At 49.6% G+C, this 19,246-nt stretch carries 13 protein-coding genes; 5 read left to right on the top strand and 8 right to left on the bottom strand.

Annotated features, from left to right (window positions below):
* Positions 1-11: 11 nt before the first annotated feature.
* Together T360_RS0102440 and T360_RS0102435 are read right to left on the bottom strand one after the other, a co-directional pair.
* Positions 12-1,685 (bottom strand): RagB/SusD family nutrient uptake outer membrane protein, encoded by a 1,674-nt coding sequence (locus T360_RS0102440; RefSeq protein WP_028911386.1) that lies wholly within the window; start codon positions 1,683-1,685, stop codon positions 12-14.
* Between the two features lie 50 nt (positions 1,686-1,735).
* Positions 1,736-4,858 carry a SusC/RagA family TonB-linked outer membrane protein gene (locus tag T360_RS0102435; protein WP_369793477.1) on the bottom strand — a complete coding sequence of 1,041 codons (3,123 nt, stop codon included), beginning with the start codon at positions 4,856-4,858 and terminating at the stop codon, positions 1,736-1,738.
* Between the two features lie 281 nt (positions 4,859-5,139).
* Between T360_RS0102435 and T360_RS0102430 the strand changes: the two genes are divergently transcribed.
* Together T360_RS0102430 and T360_RS0102425 are read left to right on the top strand one after the other, a co-directional pair.
* Positions 5,140-7,863 carry a triple tyrosine motif-containing protein gene (locus tag T360_RS0102430; protein WP_197019254.1) on the top strand — a complete coding sequence of 908 codons (2,724 nt, stop codon included), beginning with the start codon at positions 5,140-5,142 and terminating at the stop codon, positions 7,861-7,863.
* Positions 7,864-7,907: 44 nt separating this feature from the next.
* Positions 7,908-8,807 carry an AEC family transporter gene (locus T360_RS0102425; protein WP_231488040.1) on the top strand — a complete coding sequence of 300 codons (900 nt, stop codon included), beginning with the start codon at positions 7,908-7,910 and terminating at the stop codon, positions 8,805-8,807.
* Here T360_RS0102425 and T360_RS14445 read toward each other — a convergent pair.
* Positions 8,749-9,933 (bottom strand): ComEC/Rec2 family competence protein, encoded by a 1,185-nt coding sequence (locus T360_RS14445; RefSeq protein ID WP_051523298.1) that lies wholly within the window; start codon positions 9,931-9,933, stop codon positions 8,749-8,751. The genes T360_RS0102425 and T360_RS14445 overlap by 59 nt on opposite strands.
* 139 nt (positions 9,934-10,072) lie before the next feature.
* Between T360_RS14445 and T360_RS0102415 the strand changes: the two genes are divergently transcribed.
* Together T360_RS0102415 and T360_RS0102410 are read left to right on the top strand one after the other, a co-directional pair.
* Complete coding sequence (locus T360_RS0102415) at positions 10,073-11,023, top strand: TerC family protein (RefSeq protein WP_028911382.1); 951 nt, start codon at positions 10,073-10,075, stop codon at positions 11,021-11,023.
* A gap of 3 nt (positions 11,024-11,026) precedes the next feature.
* Positions 11,027-12,088, top strand: a complete 1,062-nt coding sequence (locus T360_RS0102410; protein WP_028911381.1) for a M20 family metallo-hydrolase — start codon at positions 11,027-11,029, stop codon at positions 12,086-12,088.
* An 11-nt stretch (positions 12,089-12,099) separates the two neighbouring features.
* Here T360_RS0102410 and T360_RS0102405 read toward each other — a convergent pair whose 3' ends face one another.
* From T360_RS0102405 to dut, 4 genes are read right to left on the bottom strand one after another with little or no spacing between them, the layout of a single operon-like run.
* Positions 12,100-13,701, bottom strand: coding sequence for a peptidoglycan DD-metalloendopeptidase family protein (locus T360_RS0102405; protein WP_081772667.1), 1,602 nt, complete (start codon positions 13,699-13,701; stop codon positions 12,100-12,102).
* Positions 13,701-14,561 (bottom strand): DUF4292 domain-containing protein, encoded by an 861-nt coding sequence (locus T360_RS0102400; RefSeq protein ID WP_028911379.1) that lies wholly within the window; start codon positions 14,559-14,561, stop codon positions 13,701-13,703. The genes T360_RS0102405 and T360_RS0102400 overlap by 1 nt, the downstream gene beginning before the upstream one ends.
* Positions 14,561-16,153: a tetratricopeptide repeat protein gene (locus tag T360_RS0102395; protein WP_231488036.1), complete on the bottom strand. Its 1,593-nt coding sequence runs from the start codon at positions 16,151-16,153 to the stop codon at positions 14,561-14,563. Before T360_RS0102395 ends, T360_RS0102400 begins: the two co-directional genes overlap by 1 nt.
* Before the next feature lie 9 nt (positions 16,154-16,162).
* Positions 16,163-16,600, bottom strand: coding sequence for a dUTP diphosphatase (dut, locus tag T360_RS0102390; RefSeq protein WP_028911377.1), 438 nt, complete (start codon positions 16,598-16,600; stop codon positions 16,163-16,165).
* 151 nt (positions 16,601-16,751) lie between these two features.
* Here dut and dgt point away from each other — a divergent pair, with 151 nt between their 5' ends.
* Positions 16,752-18,089 (top strand): dGTP triphosphohydrolase, encoded by a 1,338-nt coding sequence (dgt, locus tag T360_RS0102385; RefSeq protein WP_028911376.1) that lies wholly within the window; start codon positions 16,752-16,754, stop codon positions 18,087-18,089.
* On the opposite strand, the gene T360_RS14440 is transcribed toward dgt, so the two are convergent.
* Positions 18,086-19,234 (bottom strand): glycoside hydrolase family 18 protein, encoded by a 1,149-nt coding sequence (locus T360_RS14440; RefSeq protein ID WP_081772657.1) that lies wholly within the window; start codon positions 19,232-19,234, stop codon positions 18,086-18,088. The two genes, dgt and T360_RS14440, sit on opposite strands and share 4 nt — an antisense overlap.
* Positions 19,235-19,246 lie beyond the last annotated feature (12 nt).

Below are 19,246 nucleotides of genomic sequence, written 5' to 3'. Positions count from 1 at the left end.
GTTTTTATTGTTTACCAGCCGGGATTCTGTACCACATTGCCTTCGGATGTAGCAATCTCATAGGTTGGTATCGGGTAATAATAGTCTCTGCCGGTATCAAACGAGCGTGTTCCTGCCTCCTCTATCACATAGATATCGGCCTGATCGCACACTTTCTGGCCCTTATACATGCCGCCCTCGGTGGTCAGCCTGCTCTGCAAGTCCTCGCGCTGGGCACTGGTGTCGTCTTCATGATACTTCAGTCCGAGCATGGTTACTGGCAGCACCTTTTCGGCTATCTTCCAGCGGATGATATCGTTGTAGCGCAGACCTTCGTCGATAAACTCTACCAGGCGCTCACGACGAATCTCATCCAGGATGTTCAAACCATTCTGCTTGGCAAAGTCATTGGTGAGTTTAGCCTCAAAGCCACTACGGGCACGTACGGCATTCACCGTCTGGTTCAACTGCTGGTCGGTGATGCTGCCATTCAACTCATACAGCGCCTCGGCATACGACAGCAGCACCTCGGCATAACGGATTATCATCTTATCAACCGTTTCCTTGCTGTTGGTGGTCCACTCATCGAGCATAAAGCCCTTCTTGATGCCATAGCCATTGCCATGCTGATTGCTGAACGGGGTATAGCCGCCTTTGTAGGCCTCCTCGTCCTTATGATAGATAGTCATAGCCAGACGTGGATCGCGGTTTTCGAACACATCGTCGTAGCGGGTCTCAGGTATCATCGCCAGGGCGCTCTTCTCGCGAGGCAGACCATCGGTATAAAGATACTGGTCGATGGTCTGACGGGTAATGCTCACGCCATTCTCCAACTGTCGCGAGTTACCATGCATGATGGTGGCACCGGCACCATTAGGACCATACACCTTTACAAACACGTTCTCCTTGTTTTGACGGCCTTCGCCATCAAAGTAGAACAGTTTCTGATAATCGGGATAAAGCGCATGCTTCCCGCTATTGATGATACGCTCAGCAGCATCTACTGCCACCTTGAGATGTGCTTTCGGGTCGCTGGTCAAACCATGATACTTAGCAAATGTACCCTCGTAGAGGCCAATACGCATCATCAAGCCACGTGCAGCCGACTTCGATACGCGCCCCCAATCGGCATCACTGCTCACGGCATCAATCTCGGGCAACCACTCCTCGGCAAACTTCAAGTCGCTATAGCACTGTTGGATAACCTCTTCGCGGGGTGTGCGTGGCATCTTGATATCTGGATCGCCAGTAGAGTCGAAAGCCTTCAGTATCAGAGGCACATCGCCATATTTCTTTACCAGATCGAAGAAGTGGAAAGCACGGAAGAAGTAAGCCTCGGCTATCCAGCGGTTCTTCTGGGCATCGCTCAAAGGCGCCTGACTGCCCTTGGTGATGATGTTATTACAGATACCTATCTTATTATAAGGGTTGGTCCAGTCGCCTGATGTCGAAGGCAGACTCCAGTTGCCGCTCGATGTGCCATTGGCTGCTGTGCCGATAATATCGTCGGCACGACGGTCGTGGTCGAAACCAGGCAAATCCACATATAGTTTATTACAAGCACCACGCAGGTCGGTCTCACTCTGCCAGAAGGTATTATCGGCAAGTGTTGTTTCTGGCAGGCGGTCCAACTCGCAGCTGATCAGCATCATGGCTCCACAAGCCATAGCCACAGCACTTATTGATTTGAATATATTCTTTTTCATATTACAATTTTTCAACTCTTCAATTCTTCAATTCTTCAACTCTTCAATTCTTACAAAGTCACGTTTACGCCAAAAGCCCAGGTACGGAAGAAGGGGTAGTAGTTACGTCCCACATTGTTGCCCGACTCTGGATCGAACACCTTCAGGATGTCCGACTTCTCCCATACATCATTACCGCTGATATAGACGCGCAGTTTCTGGATATAACGCTTAGATATGGGGATGGTATAGCCCAGTGTGATGTTCTTCAGTCGCAGATAAGCTGCATTCTGCACCCACTTATCTGATGGCTGAAAATTGAACATATCGCCATTATAGTTGTAAAGACGTGGCCATGCTGCCTGCTGATTATCCTCAGTCCAATAGTCGCGATGGATGGTCCAAGGCATCTGGTAGGTGCGCCCAAAGGGGGCGATGGCTTCGGTATCTATCAGTAGTTTGCGTTTGCCCACGCCCTGGAACATCATCGAGAGGTCGAAACCTTTCCACTGAGCCGAGAGGTTCAGGCCGTAGAGATAACGTCCGTTGGCATCGCCCAGATATACCAGGTCGCCGTGGTTTTCCTTGGTTCCATCGCCAGCACCTACCTGATGACCTATGTTACCATCCTTATCAGGCAGCGCAAGATAGCGCACATCACCACCATTCACCTTACCATCGCTGAACGACTTGTAGCCAGGATGGTCCTGCTTGTACTGTTTGTACTCATCAAGACTGTTCCAGTAGCCATCGGTTCTGTATCCCCAGATGGTGTTCATGGCATAGCCTTCGAGCAATCCTACTGTTCCGGCATAAATCACATCGGCACCGTCGTATTCCATCAACTTGTTCTGAGCGTCAGAGATATTGAATGCCACCTGATAGCTGAAGTCGCCAATACGGTCGTTCCACTTCACTTCGAACTCCCATCCCCATGTCTTCAGCTTACCAACATTCACATTAGGAATGCCGATACCGATGGTGTGTGGCAGCTGCAGTTTCGACAACATGTCGTTGTTGTACTTCCAATAATAATCGAAAGAAGCGTTCAATCGGCCATTCAGCAAACCTAAGTCGATACCCACGTTAGTGGTCTCGATGGTCTCCCAAGTCTTATCCTTCGAGGCCAGCTGACTCTGATAATACGACTTCTCACCCATATACACCGTGCTTTGAGCGATGGTAGGGATATAATCGTAGAGCCCCAGGATGGCACCGTTACCAAGTTGTCCCCACGAGGCACGCAGTTTCAGGTTGCTCACCCAGTCGAGTTTGAACCACTCTTCCTGACTGATACGCCAGGCAGCCGATACTGATGGGAAAGCCTTCCAACGCTTCTCTGGAGCCAGGCGCGATGAACCATCGTAACGGATGTTGGCCTCGAACAGATAGCGATCGGCATAGTTGTAGTTCAGACGACCGAAGTATGACATCATCGACCATGGGGCGATGTTATCCCCCAGCGTGGTGTTGGTAGCCTCGGCTGTGTCGTAATAGTTGAACGAATAGAAATCGTTAGAGTTCATGTTCTTGGCGGTAGCCGAGAACTCGTCCTTGCGGTAGTTCTCATACGAAGCACCAGCCAACAGTTTGAAGTTATGACGCTTCACGTCGAACTCGTAGTTCACGGTAGCCTCAAACAGATCGTGGAAATCGTTGTTTTTGATACGATACAGCGAGTTGGGATTATTATAAGTCTGACGAACATTATTGCCAGTCATGCCATACCATACCAGATAATGGCGCTCGGTACGACCGGTATAATAGCCAGCACGGCGACTGGCATTCAGGTTGATGCGCAGCCCCTTCACCAGGTTTTTAATCGTCAGGTCGCCCTTACCAATAAAGGTTTCATAAAGTGTTTCCGACTGTCCGCCCTCCTTCATCACCTGGATGGGGTTGAACTGCAGGTCGCCGTTATAGGGGTTCACATCGTAGTTCACGTCGTCGGTTGGGTTGTACACCAGCTGTCGGGCACGCGAGCCATACAGGTTATTCAGAATAGCACCTGCACCCGCCGAAGGCGCGTTGTTTTTCTTCGACTGGTACTGCATGTTCACACCCACGGCAATGTACTTATTCAGTTCGGCATTCACCTTGGCATGCAGGTTCACACGGGTATTATCGTTTTTACCATACTTCAGCATACCATTCTTATAGAAGTAGTTGCCCGAAATCAGGTAGTTGATATTCTTTGAACCACCCGACACCGAGATGCTGTGATTGGTCTGGTCGGAGTGATTACGCGTACCCTCGTCCACCCAGTTAGTGGCCGAGAACTGATCCCAGCGACCATTGGTGTTGTTAGGACGATAGTTAAAATTGCGGTTGCCCACCCAGCTCGACTGCTCTGGGTTCCACTCAGGTTTACCACCCTGATTCTGGCGACCGATGTTGATCCACTCCTGCTCTTCCCAGGCAGTCAGGCGCTCAGGCATGTTACCAGGCAGGTTGGTGGCATAATAACCGCTATAGCTGATTTTGGGTTTGCCCTCACCACCATTCTTAGTGGTAACCAGCACCACGCCTGCAGCAGCACGGGCACCATAGATGGCACAGGCCGAGGCATCTTTCAGCACCGAGATGCTCTCGATATCATCAGCATTGAGCAGCGACAAGTCGCCCTCTACACCATCTATCAGCACGAGTGTTGAGGTAGAGTTGACCGATGAGAAACCACGAATACGCATGCCACTGGTCTCGTTACCTGGCTCACCACTGCTACGCAGCACAGCCACACCAGGCAGTTCGCCCTGCATGGCATCCAGCACATTACTTGATGGTTTAGCAGCCAGTTTCTCGCCATCGACAGCCGACACAGCTCCCGAGAGATTCACCTTCTTCTGCGTGCCATAGCCCACAACCACAATCTCACTCAGCGTCTTGTCGTCTTCGCTCATCAGAATCTCACCATGAATCTTGGCTACCGGTAACGACTGACTCTTGTAACCGATAAACGAAAACTGGATGGTGGCACTGGCTTTTACACCCGACAGTGTAAAATGGCCATCGAAATCGGTAACGGTACCATTCGATGTTCCTTGCACCAGCACACTTACACCTATCATCGGCTCGTGCGTGTTCTTATCCAGCACGGTGCCTTTGATAGTCTGGGGGTTTTGTGCCCAAGCACCTACTCCCATGAGTAACAACATACAGCTCACCAGTAGCAGCTGTACGCTTCTTGTTGACAATGTTTTTTTTCTCATATAAAAACAGGTATTTAGTTTGATAATAAAAAAATTGATGGCGCAAAATTACGTCTTATCTGCACTCGCCACAAACTTTCGGCCACATCTTGATTACTACAAACCAGCAAAAGCGCTACATCATCTGTTTCTCAGCGAAACCCTATTCAACTATGAATCAAGCTGTTACAAAAGCGAATCACTACATCAGCTCCCATCATTATTTTCTCATATATTATTGCACGATTCAATAATTATGCTTATCTTTGCCGAAAAATATGATAGGTATGATGAAATGGTTATTAGCACTCATTGCCTTCGTTGCAATACCAGTGATGGCCCAGACGCCTTGGCAGCGGGCTGTGGTTAACTATTCGCGCCAATCTTACCAGTCGGGCAACCAGAACTGGCAGATAGGTCAGAGTCCTGAAGGATGGATGTACTTTGCCAACAACAACGGTCTGCTGGAATACGATGGCACCAACTGGACCACCTACCCCCTACCGGGCAACACCAAGGTGCGTTCGGTGCTGCCTGTAGGCGACACCATTTATGTGGGTGCCTTAGGACAGTTCGGCAGATACATCCGTAATGCCAAAGGAAAAATGATATACCAGAATCTATCAGGAAAGACCAACCAGAAAGAGCGTGTAAACATCTGGCATATCCACCGCATTGGCAACGACATATTTTTTCAGAGCGATGAGGCCTTTTATATCAACAATGATAAGATGCGGCTCGACTGCCGTCCTGGCGTACACTACTCGGCTGTGGTGTACAACCGACTTTACGTCACCTCTTACAAAGAGCTCTCGGTGCTTGTGGGCAAAAGGTTCGTACCACTGCCAGGCATCGACATCCGCAAAACGTCCGACATCGTGGCCATACTCCCCTGGCAACAGCAGTTGCTGATTGTGACAAGCCACAAGGGACTGTTTACCTACAGTCACCATCAACTACGACCTTTCGCCATTGCTACCGATATCAACAACCTGCAACTATCGTGCGCTGCATTGTCGGGATCAACGCTGGCCTTAGGAACCATGCAGGACGGGGTGATACTGATTGATATGAACCAGCATAAGGTGGAACGCCTGTCAACCAACAACGGCCTGCAAAACAAAACCGTGCTCTCGGCCACCTTCGATGCCGACAAGAATCTATGGCTGGCACTCGACAATGGTCTCGACTGCGTTCAGCTATGGTCGCCACTCCGCTTTCTCAACAGTCGCCAGTCGCCCATCGGTAGCGGCAACTGCAGTGTGAGCTATCAGGGCCAACTCTACCTGGGTACCAATCAAGGACTTTATGCCATGACCGATGGAAAGATAAGATTCATTGAGGGCACTGGTAGTCAGGTACTGTGCCTCGACACCATCGGTGGTCAGCTCTTCTGCGGCGGGCGCCAGTTCTTTCTCAGCATCAACGACCAGCACATCACCCACTACGACAACCGCGGTGTGTGGGCCGTACGCCCATTGGCAGGCCATCCCGATGTGCTGTTAACCAGTTCGTATTGGGGCCTGCGCCTCATGCGTCGCTCATCACAAGGCTGGCACATGGCCGAAGAGGTGAAGGGTGCCGGAATCTCGGCCAAGACGCTATACATAGAAGATATTACCAATGCTGTGTGGGTGGCCAATAAGGAGAAAGGCCTTTACCGACTGGTGCTCTCGCCCAATCTGCAGAACGTTGTCAGTAAGAAATGTTACAACTCAGCCACGCTGCCCAAGGGCGACAATGTTTTTATTGCCAAGGTGAATGGTGAGATGGTGATAGCCAGCCGACAAGGTTTGTTCCGCTATGATGCCAGCCACGACCAGCTGGTACGCCACACATCGCTCGAGGAACAGTTAGAGGGGCATACCGCCTACAACTATATCTCTCAGACGCCCGACGGACATATCTGGTATGCCACCGATGGTGCCATGCATGTGAGCAACGGCAAGTGGCACCGCAGCTATCTGAACAACTGTTTGATGGAGGACTTCGAGAGCGTGAGCTATACCAACCGACAGCAAGCCGTGATAGGCACCGAAGACGGCTTTGCCCTACTCTACACCCAACAGGCACAGGACAGCACACGCGCCATCCAGCCCTACATACGTCGTATCATCATTGGCAATAACGCCGACACACTCTACTATAAAGCCGAACAGCCACACATCAGTTGGAGGAATAACTCCATACGCTTTGAATACAGTGCCAACAGCTACGACCCTTCGCAAGCCGTGCGGTTCAGCTACTGGCTCGAAGGCTCTGGCGAACAAGACTGGAGCCCATACACCCGTCGGCACGTCAAGGAATATACCAACCTGACCGAGGGGCACTACACGTTCCACGTCAAAGTGATTAATCCCGACGGCAGCATTGGCAACGAAAACAGTTTTGAGTTTACCATCCTGCCACCCTGGTATCGCTCCTGGTGGGCCTATGCCCTTTATATCATCAGTATCATGGCAGCCATCTATGCACTGTATCATCGCATCATGAAGAGCAGGCAGCAACTGATTAAAGAGAAAGACGAACAGATTGAGAATCTGGAGGAAGAGAAGCTGCAGATAGAACTGCGCGCCCGCCAGGACGAACTGGTACGTTCGCGCATGAATGTGGTACGTAAGAACGAGATGCTGCAGGAGATTAAGAAGACTGCCGTGAGCATCAACAACGGACTGAGCGAGGAGAATCTGCCAGCCATCAAACGGCGTGTGGTGCGACTGATCGGACAGATTGATACGAATATCGAGCACGACGACGACCTGGAAGCCTTCCGCAACTCGTTCGACAATGTGCATCATCACTTTCTGAAGACCCTTGGAGAGCGCTATCCACAGCTGTCGCACAAAGAAAAAATGCTTTGCGCCTACATCCGTATGAACCTGATGTCGAAAGAGATTGCGCCGCTGCTCAATATTTCCATCCGTGGTGTAGAGATAGCCCGCTACCGCATTCGACAGAAGTTAGATTTGGAGTCAAAAGCCAACCTCACAGAATTCCTGCGGAATTTGTAGCATAACTAAAGAAAAAGTTGTACCTTTGCACCATGTTTGTAGTGATGATGACACTGTTTGTCATAGTATTAGTGGGCTATGGCGCAGGCAAATTGGGATATTTAGGAGGTGATTTCGATAGACAATTGTCGAGATTGGTAATCAACATGACTTGTCCGGCACTGATTCTGTCATCGGCAATGACAGGTGAGCTGCCCGACCGCGAGTATATTCTGCCCCTATTGCTGATCAGCGTGATTACCTATGTTGTGCTGACAGGAGTGGCTTATCTGCTACCACACTACCTGACCAAGAAAAAAGAAGATGAAGGCATCATCGGTTTTGCACTGATGTTTGGTAATGTGGGCTTTATGGGCTACCCCGTGGTGGCCTCGATATTCGGACACGAAGCAGTGTTCTATGCAGCTGTGCTGAATGTGGTGAACACATTTGCCGTGTTTACCGTTGGCACCTTTCTGATAACCGGTAAGAGCGATGTAGAGCAGAAGCGATTCGAGAAGAAGGTACTCTACTCCACCCCTATGCTAGCCTGCTATCTGACGATGCTGATTGTGGCCCTGCGCATTGATAACATCCCCGAAGCTATCAGTCAGCCACTCACGATGATTGGCAATATCACTGTGCCTGCAGCCCTACTGATTATCGGTTCGTCGATGTCGAACCTCCCACTCAAATCATTGTTGGGCAATGCCACCGTCTATGCCACCACCCTCTTCCGACTGGCTATCCTGCCCATCGGCATGTATTTCTTATGCAAAGCATTGGGATTCAGCGACTTTGTGGTGAATATCAACACCGTGGTGATTGCCATGCCCGTAGCCACCTATGGCACTATTCTCTGTCTGAAATACGGTAAGGACACCACCACGATAACCGAGGTAACCTTTATGACGACTCTGGTATCGATGCTCTCCATTCCAGCAATGGTTTTATTCTTCCTATAAGAAGATAGGTGCAGAAGATGATCACATAGGTCATCATCAACTGAATCAGCGACGGATGCAAGCCCTCGATACTAGCCCCCGGCAGTGTGGCGATGCAATGCAAAACGGCATACTGCATTTGCACTATATATAATAATAGGTACGCGAGGGAAGGAAACACCAATACCAGCATCGAAAGCCAGAGAATCACAAATGTTACTGGCACCACCACAAAGTTGGTGAGCAGGAAATAGGTTGAAAACCGTCCGAAATAATAGGCTATCAGCGGTGCCACACCCAGTTGGGCTGCACACGACACCGCCACCATGCCCCACACCCATTTGAACCAGCGATGGGTCATGAGATACTGTGCCGAGAACACCTGCTCGAACAACGGCACAAAAAGCAGGATGGCTCCTACAGCCATGAACGACATCTGAAAGCCTACATCAAAAAGCCATGAAGGATTCCATAAGAGCATCAGTATGAGTGTAAAAGCCAGCACGTTGACCGACATCTTCTGACGATGCCCCAACGACAGCAACCCATAGACCGTAAGCATGACAGCCGAACGCACAACGCTGACCGGCATGCCAACCAGAAATACAAACGCCCAGACTACCAGGATGGTGAACAACTGCGACAAGGCCGGCCATCGGCGACGAGGCAAAAACAGTGACAGCAGCATGTAGATGATGCCTAGATGCAAACCGCTGAGCGCCAACACATGTGAGGCACCACTTACAGAATAGGTATCCTTGACTGTCTGCGAGAGCGCCGACTTATCGCCTAGTGCCATGGCAGCCACCACAGCATAAGCATCGCCATCAAGACCATGACTGGTGAAGCGCGACAACAGTTTTTCACGTTGATCCAGGAAAAAAGACTTAGAAGACGTTATCATGGTGGTAGCAGACGACTCGGCCGACAGCTGCTGATGGTGTTGCATCACAAACATGCCCAACAACAGGAAACACACTATAACAGCTACCGACTGCGCATTTGAAAACCTATAAAGCAGACATGCGATGACCACCAGACCAGCCAGTACTGGTAGGACAGGCACGGGTATCGGCACACTGGCAGCAATGACAATGCCCACAATCAGGCTCACTGCCAAACGCACCAAAGGAAACTTATCGAACATCCGGTTTTGCATACCAAGGTACAAAAATACAACTATTTTTTGGAAAACCGAAGAACCTCTCAATTTTTTCCTCCATTTTGACACGAGTGAACGGAATTTTTCAGTACCTTTGCAGCGCATATAAAAGAAAAGAATAATAATGGAAATGATAAACTTACCTATTTGGACGTGGATTTTATTCTACATATTGGTGCTCATCATGCTGCTGATTGACCTAAAGTCGTTTGGTAAGAAAGGACAACATGAAGTGAGCGTATCCGAAGCACTGAAGATGACTGCTGTTTGGATTGGCGTGTCACTGTTGTTCTGCGGTGGCATCTACTTGTTTTATCCAGGCGATGCCCACGAGAAAGCCATGGAGTTTCTGGCAGGCTATCTGATTGAAAAATCATTATCGATGGACAACCTCTTTGTGTTCCTGATGCTCTTCTCCTTCTTTGGTGTGAAAAACAAGTATCAGCACGAGGTGCTGTTCTGGGGTATTTTCGGAGCATTGGTATTACGCAGCATTTTCATCTTTGCAGGCACAGCCATCATCTCGCAGTTTGAGTGGATTCTCGGGGTGTTCGGTTTGTTCCTTATCTATACGGGATTCAAAATGTTCAAGCATCATGATGACGAACAAGTTGATCCTTCAAAGAATATCTTTGTGAAGTTGTTCAAGAAGTTCTTCCCCGTGACCGACAAGATGCACGAAGACAAGTTTTTCATCATCGAAAACGGCAAACGCCTGGCCACACCACTCTTCATCACCCTGTTGGTGATAGAGACTACCGACGTAGCCTTCGCTGTCGACTCCATCCCAGCCGTCTTCTCCGTGAGCCGCGATCCGTTTATCGTGCTCACCTCAAACATTTTCGCCATCCTGGGCTTGCGCGCCCTCTACTTTGCACTGGCTGCCGTAGCCAAGTATTTCACCTATCTGAAATACGGACTGGGTATCATCCTGAGTTTTGTAGGCATAAAAATGCTGATGGAAGTTATCTGGCATTACAAGGTGCCCACACCCTGGTCGCTGGCCATCATCTTCGGCGTACTGGTGCTCTCGATGCTGCTATCAGTATGGATATCGAAAAACAAAAGCAAATAAGATATGGAAACCAAAAACTACACCTATGATGCCGTAGGACTGCTGAAGGAGTTGATCGCTACACCTTCTATCAGCAGAGACGAGACCAAGGCAGCAGACAAATTGTCAACCTACCTACAAATGTGGAACCTGCCGTTTGGTCGTGAAGGCAACAACCTCTGGGTGGGCTGTCCCGACTGGGACAACAACCGTCCGACAGTGATGCTGAACGCCCATATAGACACCGTGAAACCTGTTAGCTCGTGGACCCGCGACCCGTTCACCCCTACCCAAGAGGGTGACATTCTCTATGGACTGGGCTCCAACGACTGTGGTGGCGGATTGGTTGCGCTGCTACAAGCCTATCGCATCATGCTCTATCGCCCACGCAACTATAATCTGTTGTGGGTAGCATCGGCCGAAGAGGAGATTTCAGGGCAGAACGGTCTGACCAGAGTGCTGCCATTCCTACCACCAGTAGATGTAGCGATTGTGGGAGAGCCAACAGGCATGCAACCCGCCATAGCTGAGAAAGGATTGATGGTTATTGATGGTTATGCCCATGGCAAGTCGGGGCATGCAGCCCGTAACGAAGGTGTGAATGCCATCTATGAGGCACTAGACGACCTGGTATGGCTGCGCGACTATAAATTCAGGAAGGTGAGTCCGCTGTTAGGACCTACGAAGATGACCGTCACCGTTGTAGAGAGTGGTACCCAGCACAATGTGGTGCCCGACACCCTGCACTTTGTGATAGATGTACGCACAAACGAGTTCTATCAGAATGAATATCTGTTTAACTTTCTCTGTAAGAAGATGACCAAGTGCGAACTGCGGGCGCGTTCGTTCCGTTTGCACTCATCCGCCATCTCGCCCGAGCATCCGCTCATCAAGCGATGCCTGGACAGAGGTATGCAGCCTTTTGGTTCGCCCACACTGAGCGACCAGGCGCTGATGCCATTCCCCTCATTCAAGTTAGGGCCAGGCGAATCAAGCAGGTCGCACTCAGCCAATGAGTTTATTAAGATTTCAGAGATTGAGCAGGCTATTGATACCTATGTAGGTTTGCTGGATGGGCTATACTAACTAGACAGAGCCTATCTGGCCAGCCAGCCTTCGGGGTTCAGTTTTGCACTGCCGTGGCGCAACTGGAACTGCATCAAACCCTCAGCACCCACATGACCAATGGTCTGTCGGGTGCTTACTTTTTGACCGCGGCTCACATTGACAGATGCCAGATCGCAATAAACCGACAGGTAGCTACCATGGCGCACGATGACCACAGTGGTACCGGCATAACTGAACACCGCACTCACCTCACCATCAAACACACAGCGCACTGCAGCTCCCGGCTGTCCTTTGATATCAATACCTTTCTTATCTAGTGTCACATGACCTTTCACATCATTCACATGATTGGTACCGAAATGGTTCACGATACGATATCCACCTGTGATAGGCATAGGCAGACGCCCACGATTGCTCTCGAAGTTGCCACTGAGCTGACGGTCTTCGCTCGAAACTGTATAGACAGGTTCAGCCTTCTTGGCCTCAGCCAGTTCCTTCTCGTGCGCCTTAGCATCAGCCGCTGCCTTGCGCTCTGCAGCCAGGCGCTCACGCTCAGCTGCAGCGGCAGCACGTTCTGCGGCAGCTTTCTCTTCTGCATTCTTACGGGCAGCGGCAGCACGGGCTTCAGCCCTGGCTTTCTCCTCGCGCGCCTTAGCCTCAGCAATACGACGCTCATTCTCCCTGCGGGCAGCCTCAGCAGCAGCCTTCTTTCGAGCCAGTTCCTCAGCCTTACGTTTAGCCTCAGCCTCAGCAGCCTTACGACGCGCCTCAGCCTCAGCACGTGCTTTGGCACGAGCTATCTCCTGTGCAATCAGACGGTCGATCTGTGCATTCAACTCTGCATCACGTTTCTTCTGCTTGTCGATAATGCTCTGAATGGTCTTCTGCTGTTTCTGCAGTGACGACACCATCTTCTTCTGCTCCTCCTGCTTGCCTTCGAGCGAACGGCGCTCCTGCTCATCGCGTACCAACAAAACACTTTTCTGTTTCTTGGTATCGGTCAACTCATCATGCACCTCGGTCACCTGGTCTCTCATAGACTTCACAGCCTCGGCCTGATTCTGCTGGTAGGCAGCATACTCACGTACAAAACGCAAGCGGCGGTACATCTGCGACAGATTCTTGGCACTGAACACAAACATCAGTCGGCTTTGCAGATTACGATTGCGATGCATATACTTCATCGACTTGATGAAGCGCTGCTTACGCGCTTGAAGTTCCTTGTCCAATGTTTCTATCTGTACCTCTAAGGTATGGATATTACCATCCAAACGATTGATATCGTGACGGATGGTGTCGATAGACTTACGCTTATCGGCAATCTCATTATTGATAATCAGCAGATTCTGCAAACGCTTCTTCACATCACGCTCGTTGGCTTGCAACTTGCGCTGCTGCTCCTCAATCTGCTTGCGCACCCGCTGCTGCTCGTTTTTCAAACTGTTCACCGTCACAGGCTTGGCAGTAGAACTCTTCTTGGTGGTAGTCTTCTTAGTTGTTTTCTTCTTACCTGTTGTGGCAGTACGCTTAGGGGCAGATTTCCCCTTCTGCTGAGCAACAGCAGGTGTAGAAAACGCGATGAGTGCTGCCAGCACCATCACAACGAAATCAAAACGCAACACCCGATTCATCATAGTGCCATGAATCGGCGGAGTATCTCATCTACTGTCACCTCACGATATTTGTTAGACACTTCAGTACGTGCATCCCACTGTGAATCGGTGCCCAGATAATTCAGCACCAGACCTAACTTCACTTCCTTATCCGGCGTGGTCAGTGTGATGTTATGCTTCTTGGGGAACAACTTACGACCAAAAACCTCATAGTCGGCATAGTCCCAGTTGAGCTGGGTGTTACCCTTGAAGCGGTCCTTATAGAGGATGTTCGACATACGGATCAATGCTGTGTTCTTACTGGCCAGCCAGCTGTAGGACATCTTACCATCCTCCAGACCGATAATTATATCATCGCCATTCTCAACAGTGGTGAAATTACCTTCACCCTCCTTACTCTTATCGATAACCACGGCCTCGCTACCCTGGTTAGGTTCGAAGAGCTCGTTCCAGAACAGTGCCTGCAGCGCATTGAAATTCAAACCACTGTTACGCAGGAAGTCAATCTGACGATAAGGCGCCTTCAGGAACTGCTTATTGATACGGTCCATGATCAGCACGTATTCCTTGGTGAACTCCAGGCGTCCAGCCTCAACGAAACCAAAGGCCATCAGCTGCAATCTGATGACATCATTGCGACGCATCTTCAGATTGCCTGTCAGCGTAAGCTTCTGAGGACCAACCTCTACTGAGAATTTCACCTTTGAGGTGATAAACTTGTTGGTTTGCTGATTATCACGCACCTGATTCACAAAGTCAGTTGTCTGACGCTGTTCAAACATAGGTTTAGCATCGGTAACCTTTTTGTGCGACTTACACGAAACAAGCACCAATGGCAAAGCCAAAACGGCCATTCTTACGATACTCTTCAGTTTCATTATTGATTTGCTTTTTGTTTTATTTTATCTGCATGTTCCTTAATCACGGAGTTGTCTTGCGACTCATCCATATTCTGTAGAGCCTGGTCGATGTATATCTTGGCCTCGGAATAGCGTCCCATCATATACAAAATCCAAGCATAGGTATCCAAATAGGTAGCATTTTTTGGTTCGGCCTTGATGGTCTTAAAGCTCATCTGCTCGGCCTTGGACAGTTGCTCACCACTCTCGCTCAGGAAATAGGCGTAGTTATTCAGGCACCCGATATTATCATCCTTCCACTGTAAACAAGAGTCGTAGGCCTCGTAAGCCTCTTGTACCAAACCCTTCTGATGCAGGATGTCGCCCATCACGGCATAGAAGTCGGACACGATGGCAGGATCGCTATCCTCCTTGATCACGCCAATACCGTTTTTGAATGCCGAGAGTGCAGCATCCAAACTGTCGCGGCGGTAATAAGCCACACCTTGATAATAATAGAATGCCATCTCGTCGGGGTTATACTGTCGGGCATCCTGACAGAGCGAAATGACACGTTCCATGTCATCATTCTCCCAGGCATAACCTATCAGCTGCAAGCGTGCCGATGAGTTGTCGGGGGCTATCTGCAGTGCTTTGTCGAGCACCTTACTGATGCTATCCTTAGACATCTTCTTCACATTCATATACGAGGCACACAGGATGGCCATGTGCTCATCTGTCTGTGGCTGTTTCAGAATCATATCAAACAACTGCAGCACACGGGTACTATCGCCACCAGCATTCTCGCTGGCTGAGATCTCCTGGCGAAGCAGCTGCACCTTCTCCTCGATAGTGGCATTACGGTTCAGCAGCACACGCTCTGTCAGTGAGTCGGCAATTGCCTGATGCCCCAATGCCTGATGATAGGTGCGCAGCGACATGAGCACACGGTTATTATCGGGCTCGCCCTTCAAGATCTTGTCATACACCTTCAGTGCTTTCTTCAGTTGACCGTTCATCATCAGCGTCTCACCATACGAAGCCTGATAGTTGCCATCGTTGGGAAACTTCTCTGCCAGTGCCTTCATTTCGGCAATAGCTGCTTTCTTATTGCCCATACGGGTATAGAGTTCGCTCTTGGCTACCGACAGGCGCTCATTCTTACCGTCGATGGCCTCGATACGGTTCAGCACTTCTACCGCAGCATCATAATCGCGCACCTGCTGGTAGAGTTGGAACAGCATCTCCAGCAAGTCCTCACGCTCTTTATCCCGTTCATAAATCTTCTCAACTACAGGGATAGCAGCTTCATAGTCCTGCTGCCGGATATAAGCCTGTGCCAATGTTTCCATATAGGTAGCATTGTCAGGATCGAGCGAAGCAGCCTTTTTGATATAAGCCATACTTTTTTCCCCATCCTTCAAGGCATTATAATACTGCGCCAGGAAGTAGTAAGCCTCGGGAGCCTCAGGGTTGATTTCCAGACAGTGGCGCAACAGATCGAAAGCCGCGTCGTTGTTACCCTTCTGGCGCTGCACCATGGCTTCAAGAAAAAACTGGTCGTACTCACGCTGTCCGTAACCAGTGGTCACAGAGAGCAGTAATAACAACGACAGTCCTAATTTCTTCATCAACATGAGCTATTTCACACCAGTATGTCCGTAACCACCTTCGCCACGTTCTGTCTCGTCGAGCACCTCGACAGGGATAAACTCACCTTGCTCATGACGGGCGATGACCATCTGAGCGATACGCTCGCCATCCTCGACAACAAAATCCTCGTTTGAGAGGTTGATAAGCACCACGCCAATCTCGCCGCGATAGTCGGCATCAATCGTGCCAGGCGTATTCAGAACGGTGATACCCTTCTTCAGTGCCAAACCACTACGCGGACGCACCTGAGCCTCATAACCTACGGGCAGTGCGATATGCAAACCAGTGGGAATCAGGCGGCGCTCCAGAGGTTTCAGGGTGATGGCTTCATCTATATTCGCTCTCAGATCCATGCCGGCACTCTGCACTGTGGCATACTGTGGCAACGGCTGGTGACCTTTGTTTACAACTTTTATTTTCAGCATCTTTAAAATAATATTTTAATCTAATGTGCAAAGGTACGCCTTTTACCTTAGAAATCACCCTTTCATGGTCTATTTTTTTGATTTTTTCGTTAATTTCTGCGAAATATGCCGCTACTGCGCGTATTTTTCGTACCTTTGCAGTCTGATTATGATGAATTGGCAACAACTGATATCCAACAAACGGCTTGGTCAGGAGCACAGGCATCCTGAGCGCCATGATGACAGAACAGAGTTCAAACGTGATTACGACCGTTTGATTTTCTCTGCTCCGTTTCGCAGATTGCAGAATAAGACACAGGTATTCCCACTCCCAGGCAGTATCTTTGTGCACAACCGTCTGACCCACTCGCTCGAGGTGGCCAGTGTAGGTATGTCGTTGGGAAATGATGTGGCTGCCAAGCTCATCCAGAAGCACCCAGAACTGAAAGATACGCTGTTTCAGGAGATTGGACAGATTGTGGCTACCGCCTGTCTGGCTCACGACCTGGGCAACCCGCCCTTTGGTCATAGTGGCGAAAAGGCCATCCAGGCCTTCTTTACTGAAGGTGCCGGCTACGACCTGCAGCGCCAGGTGAACAGCAACTTCTGGAACGACCTCACCCACTTCGAGGGTAATGCCAATGCATTCCGTTTACTCACCCATCAGTTCAAGGGCAGAAGACCGGGCGGTTTTGTCATGACTTATTCCACTCTTGCCAGCATCGTAAAATATCCATATGCCTCGAGCGCAGCAGGTAAGAAAGGAAAGTTCGGATTCTTTGATTCTGAGAAAGCCGACTACCGTCGCATCGCTGACGAGTTGGGCATTCCCTGCAAATCCGAGATAGGCGAGTCCTTGCGTTATGCCCGTCATCCGCTGGTATATCTTGTAGAGGCTGCCGACGACATCTGCTATGAGATTATGGACATTGAGGATGCCCACAAACTTAAGATTATTTCGCACGACGAGACCATGCGCTTGCTACTAGGTTTCTTCGACGAAGAGACACAAAACCGCATTCAGAGCCGCCTCATCGAAGAAGGTGTGGACGACAATAACGAAAAGGTGGTATATCTGCGAGCCTGTGTGATTGGCAAACTCGAGAATGAATGTGTACGCGTGTTTGTAGAGCACGAAGACGAGATACTGAGCGGTGCGTTCCAAGGCAGTCTGATAGACCATATCAGCGAGCTTCCCCAACAGGCCTACAAGCACTGCTGCGAGCTCTCGGTAGAATATATCTATAAAAGCCGGCCAGTGCTGGATGTTGAACTGTCGGGTTATCAGATTATCCAGACCCTGATGGAGACGTTTATCAATGCCGCCGTTCATCCAGAGCGTTTCTACTCGAAGCATCTGATCAGTCGCGTGTCGAGTCAGTATGATATCGATGCCCCCGACCTGGAGACGCGTATCATGGCCATCATCGACTATATCAGCGGCATGACCGACGTGTATGCCCTCGACGTATTCCAGAAGATCAACGGCATCTCACTGCCGATTATTTAAAAATTCTGATAATACTTTCGCCCGTTCTTGATATATAAGCCTCCAGGTTTAGGTGAAGTAATGCGATGTCCCAGAAGGTCGTACAATCCCGTTTTGCGGTCGTCAGTCTCATCTAAAGTAAGTACTTCGGCTATACTTTCAGTGAGAGCACTACCTACCAGTTTTTGGTAAACAGTAGTGCGCTCAGTACCTTGATTATCATCATTACAATACTCCCAGTACATACCGCCAGCAAGATGGTTATCTATGATATACTGACACTTGATGGCAAGCGAACGGTCGTCATCATAGCCATAGGCAAACTTACCTTTGGAATCCGTTACATAGGGAACTTTCGCAACATCATCCCAATGATCAGTCCATTTGCCGCTCTCTATTCCCTTCTTAATCTCCTCCAGCGAAATCTGACTACCCGCACCGCTGTTACCATAGAAAGGCATGCCCATGACCAGTTTGTCGGCAGGGATACCAGCTTTCAGATGGTGCTGAATACTCTCATGAGTCACTAACCAACCATTGCCTACTGTACCACCACGATACAGCGCCGAATGATGGTTGGGAGGGCCCGACATATCGTAAGTCATCACATTCACGAAATCCAGATATTCTATACATCCCTTGAAGTCGTAGTACCCTGGATCGGCCGAAGAAGCCATTGTCAGCAGGTATTTCTCTCCTAAGGCCTCACGCAAGTCACGCATCAGAAGAGTGTAGTTCTTTTTCTCATCGCCAGGAGATTTCTCCCCACTTGAGTTGTTACCAGGAAACTCCCAGTCGATATCAATCCCGTCGAGATGATTATTCTCACAGAACTTAACGCACGACTCTGCAAAAACCTTACGTCGTTGAGCACTGGATGCCATCGGTGTAAAATTGCCACGTCCCCAGCCTCCAACAGAAATCAAAACCTTCAACTGCGGATTCTTTTCCTTGAGTTTCACGATCTTCTGCAAGCGACTTGTGTTATCACAATATACTTTGAAGTTATCGCCCACACCGCCAAAGGCATAGTTGATATGCGTCATCACCATCGGGTCAGGAATAGTCTGCGTCCATGATGTCACATAGGCGACCACGATTTTACCTGCAGCCTCTGTTTGAGTCCAGTAATTCAGGAACAACAATAATAATAAAAGTTTTCTCATTTCTAACAGGAT

This window comes from Prevotella sp. MA2016, assembly GCF_000619825.1.
Taxonomy (GTDB): Bacteria; Bacteroidota; Bacteroidia; order Bacteroidales; family Bacteroidaceae; genus Prevotella.
This window is presented reverse-complemented; position numbering and strand designations above follow the sequence as displayed.

Bases quoted from the DNA above. Each gene is read 5' to 3' on its own strand.
- T360_RS0102440 (WP_028911386.1), bottom strand. From the start codon at position 1,685: ATGAAAAAGAATATATTCAAATCAATAAGTGCTGTGGCTATGGCTTGT.
- T360_RS0102430 (WP_197019254.1), top strand. From the start codon at position 5,140: ATGATGAAATGGTTATTAGCACTCATTGCCTTCGTTGCAATACCAGTG.
- T360_RS0102425 (WP_231488040.1), top strand. From the start codon at position 7,908: ATGATGACACTGTTTGTCATAGTATTAGTGGGCTATGGCGCAGGCAAA.
- T360_RS14445 (WP_051523298.1), bottom strand. From the start codon at position 9,933: ATGTTCGATAAGTTTCCTTTGGTGCGTTTGGCAGTGAGCCTGATTGTG.
- T360_RS0102415 (WP_028911382.1), top strand. From the start codon at position 10,073: ATGGAAATGATAAACTTACCTATTTGGACGTGGATTTTATTCTACATA.
- T360_RS0102410 (WP_028911381.1), top strand. From the start codon at position 11,027: ATGGAAACCAAAAACTACACCTATGATGCCGTAGGACTGCTGAAGGAG.
- T360_RS0102405 (WP_081772667.1), bottom strand. From the start codon at position 13,701: ATGAATCGGGTGTTGCGTTTTGATTTCGTTGTGATGGTGCTGGCAGCA.
- T360_RS0102400 (WP_028911379.1), bottom strand. From the start codon at position 14,561: ATGAAACTGAAGAGTATCGTAAGAATGGCCGTTTTGGCTTTGCCATTG.
- T360_RS0102395 (WP_231488036.1), bottom strand. From the start codon at position 16,153: ATGAAGAAATTAGGACTGTCGTTGTTATTACTGCTCTCTGTGACCACT.
- dut (WP_028911377.1), bottom strand. From the start codon at position 16,600: ATGCTGAAAATAAAAGTTGTAAACAAAGGTCACCAGCCGTTGCCACAG.
- dgt (WP_028911376.1), top strand. From the start codon at position 16,752: ATGAATTGGCAACAACTGATATCCAACAAACGGCTTGGTCAGGAGCAC.
- T360_RS14440 (WP_081772657.1), bottom strand. From the start codon at position 19,234: ATGAGAAAACTTTTATTATTATTGTTGTTCCTGAATTACTGGACTCAA.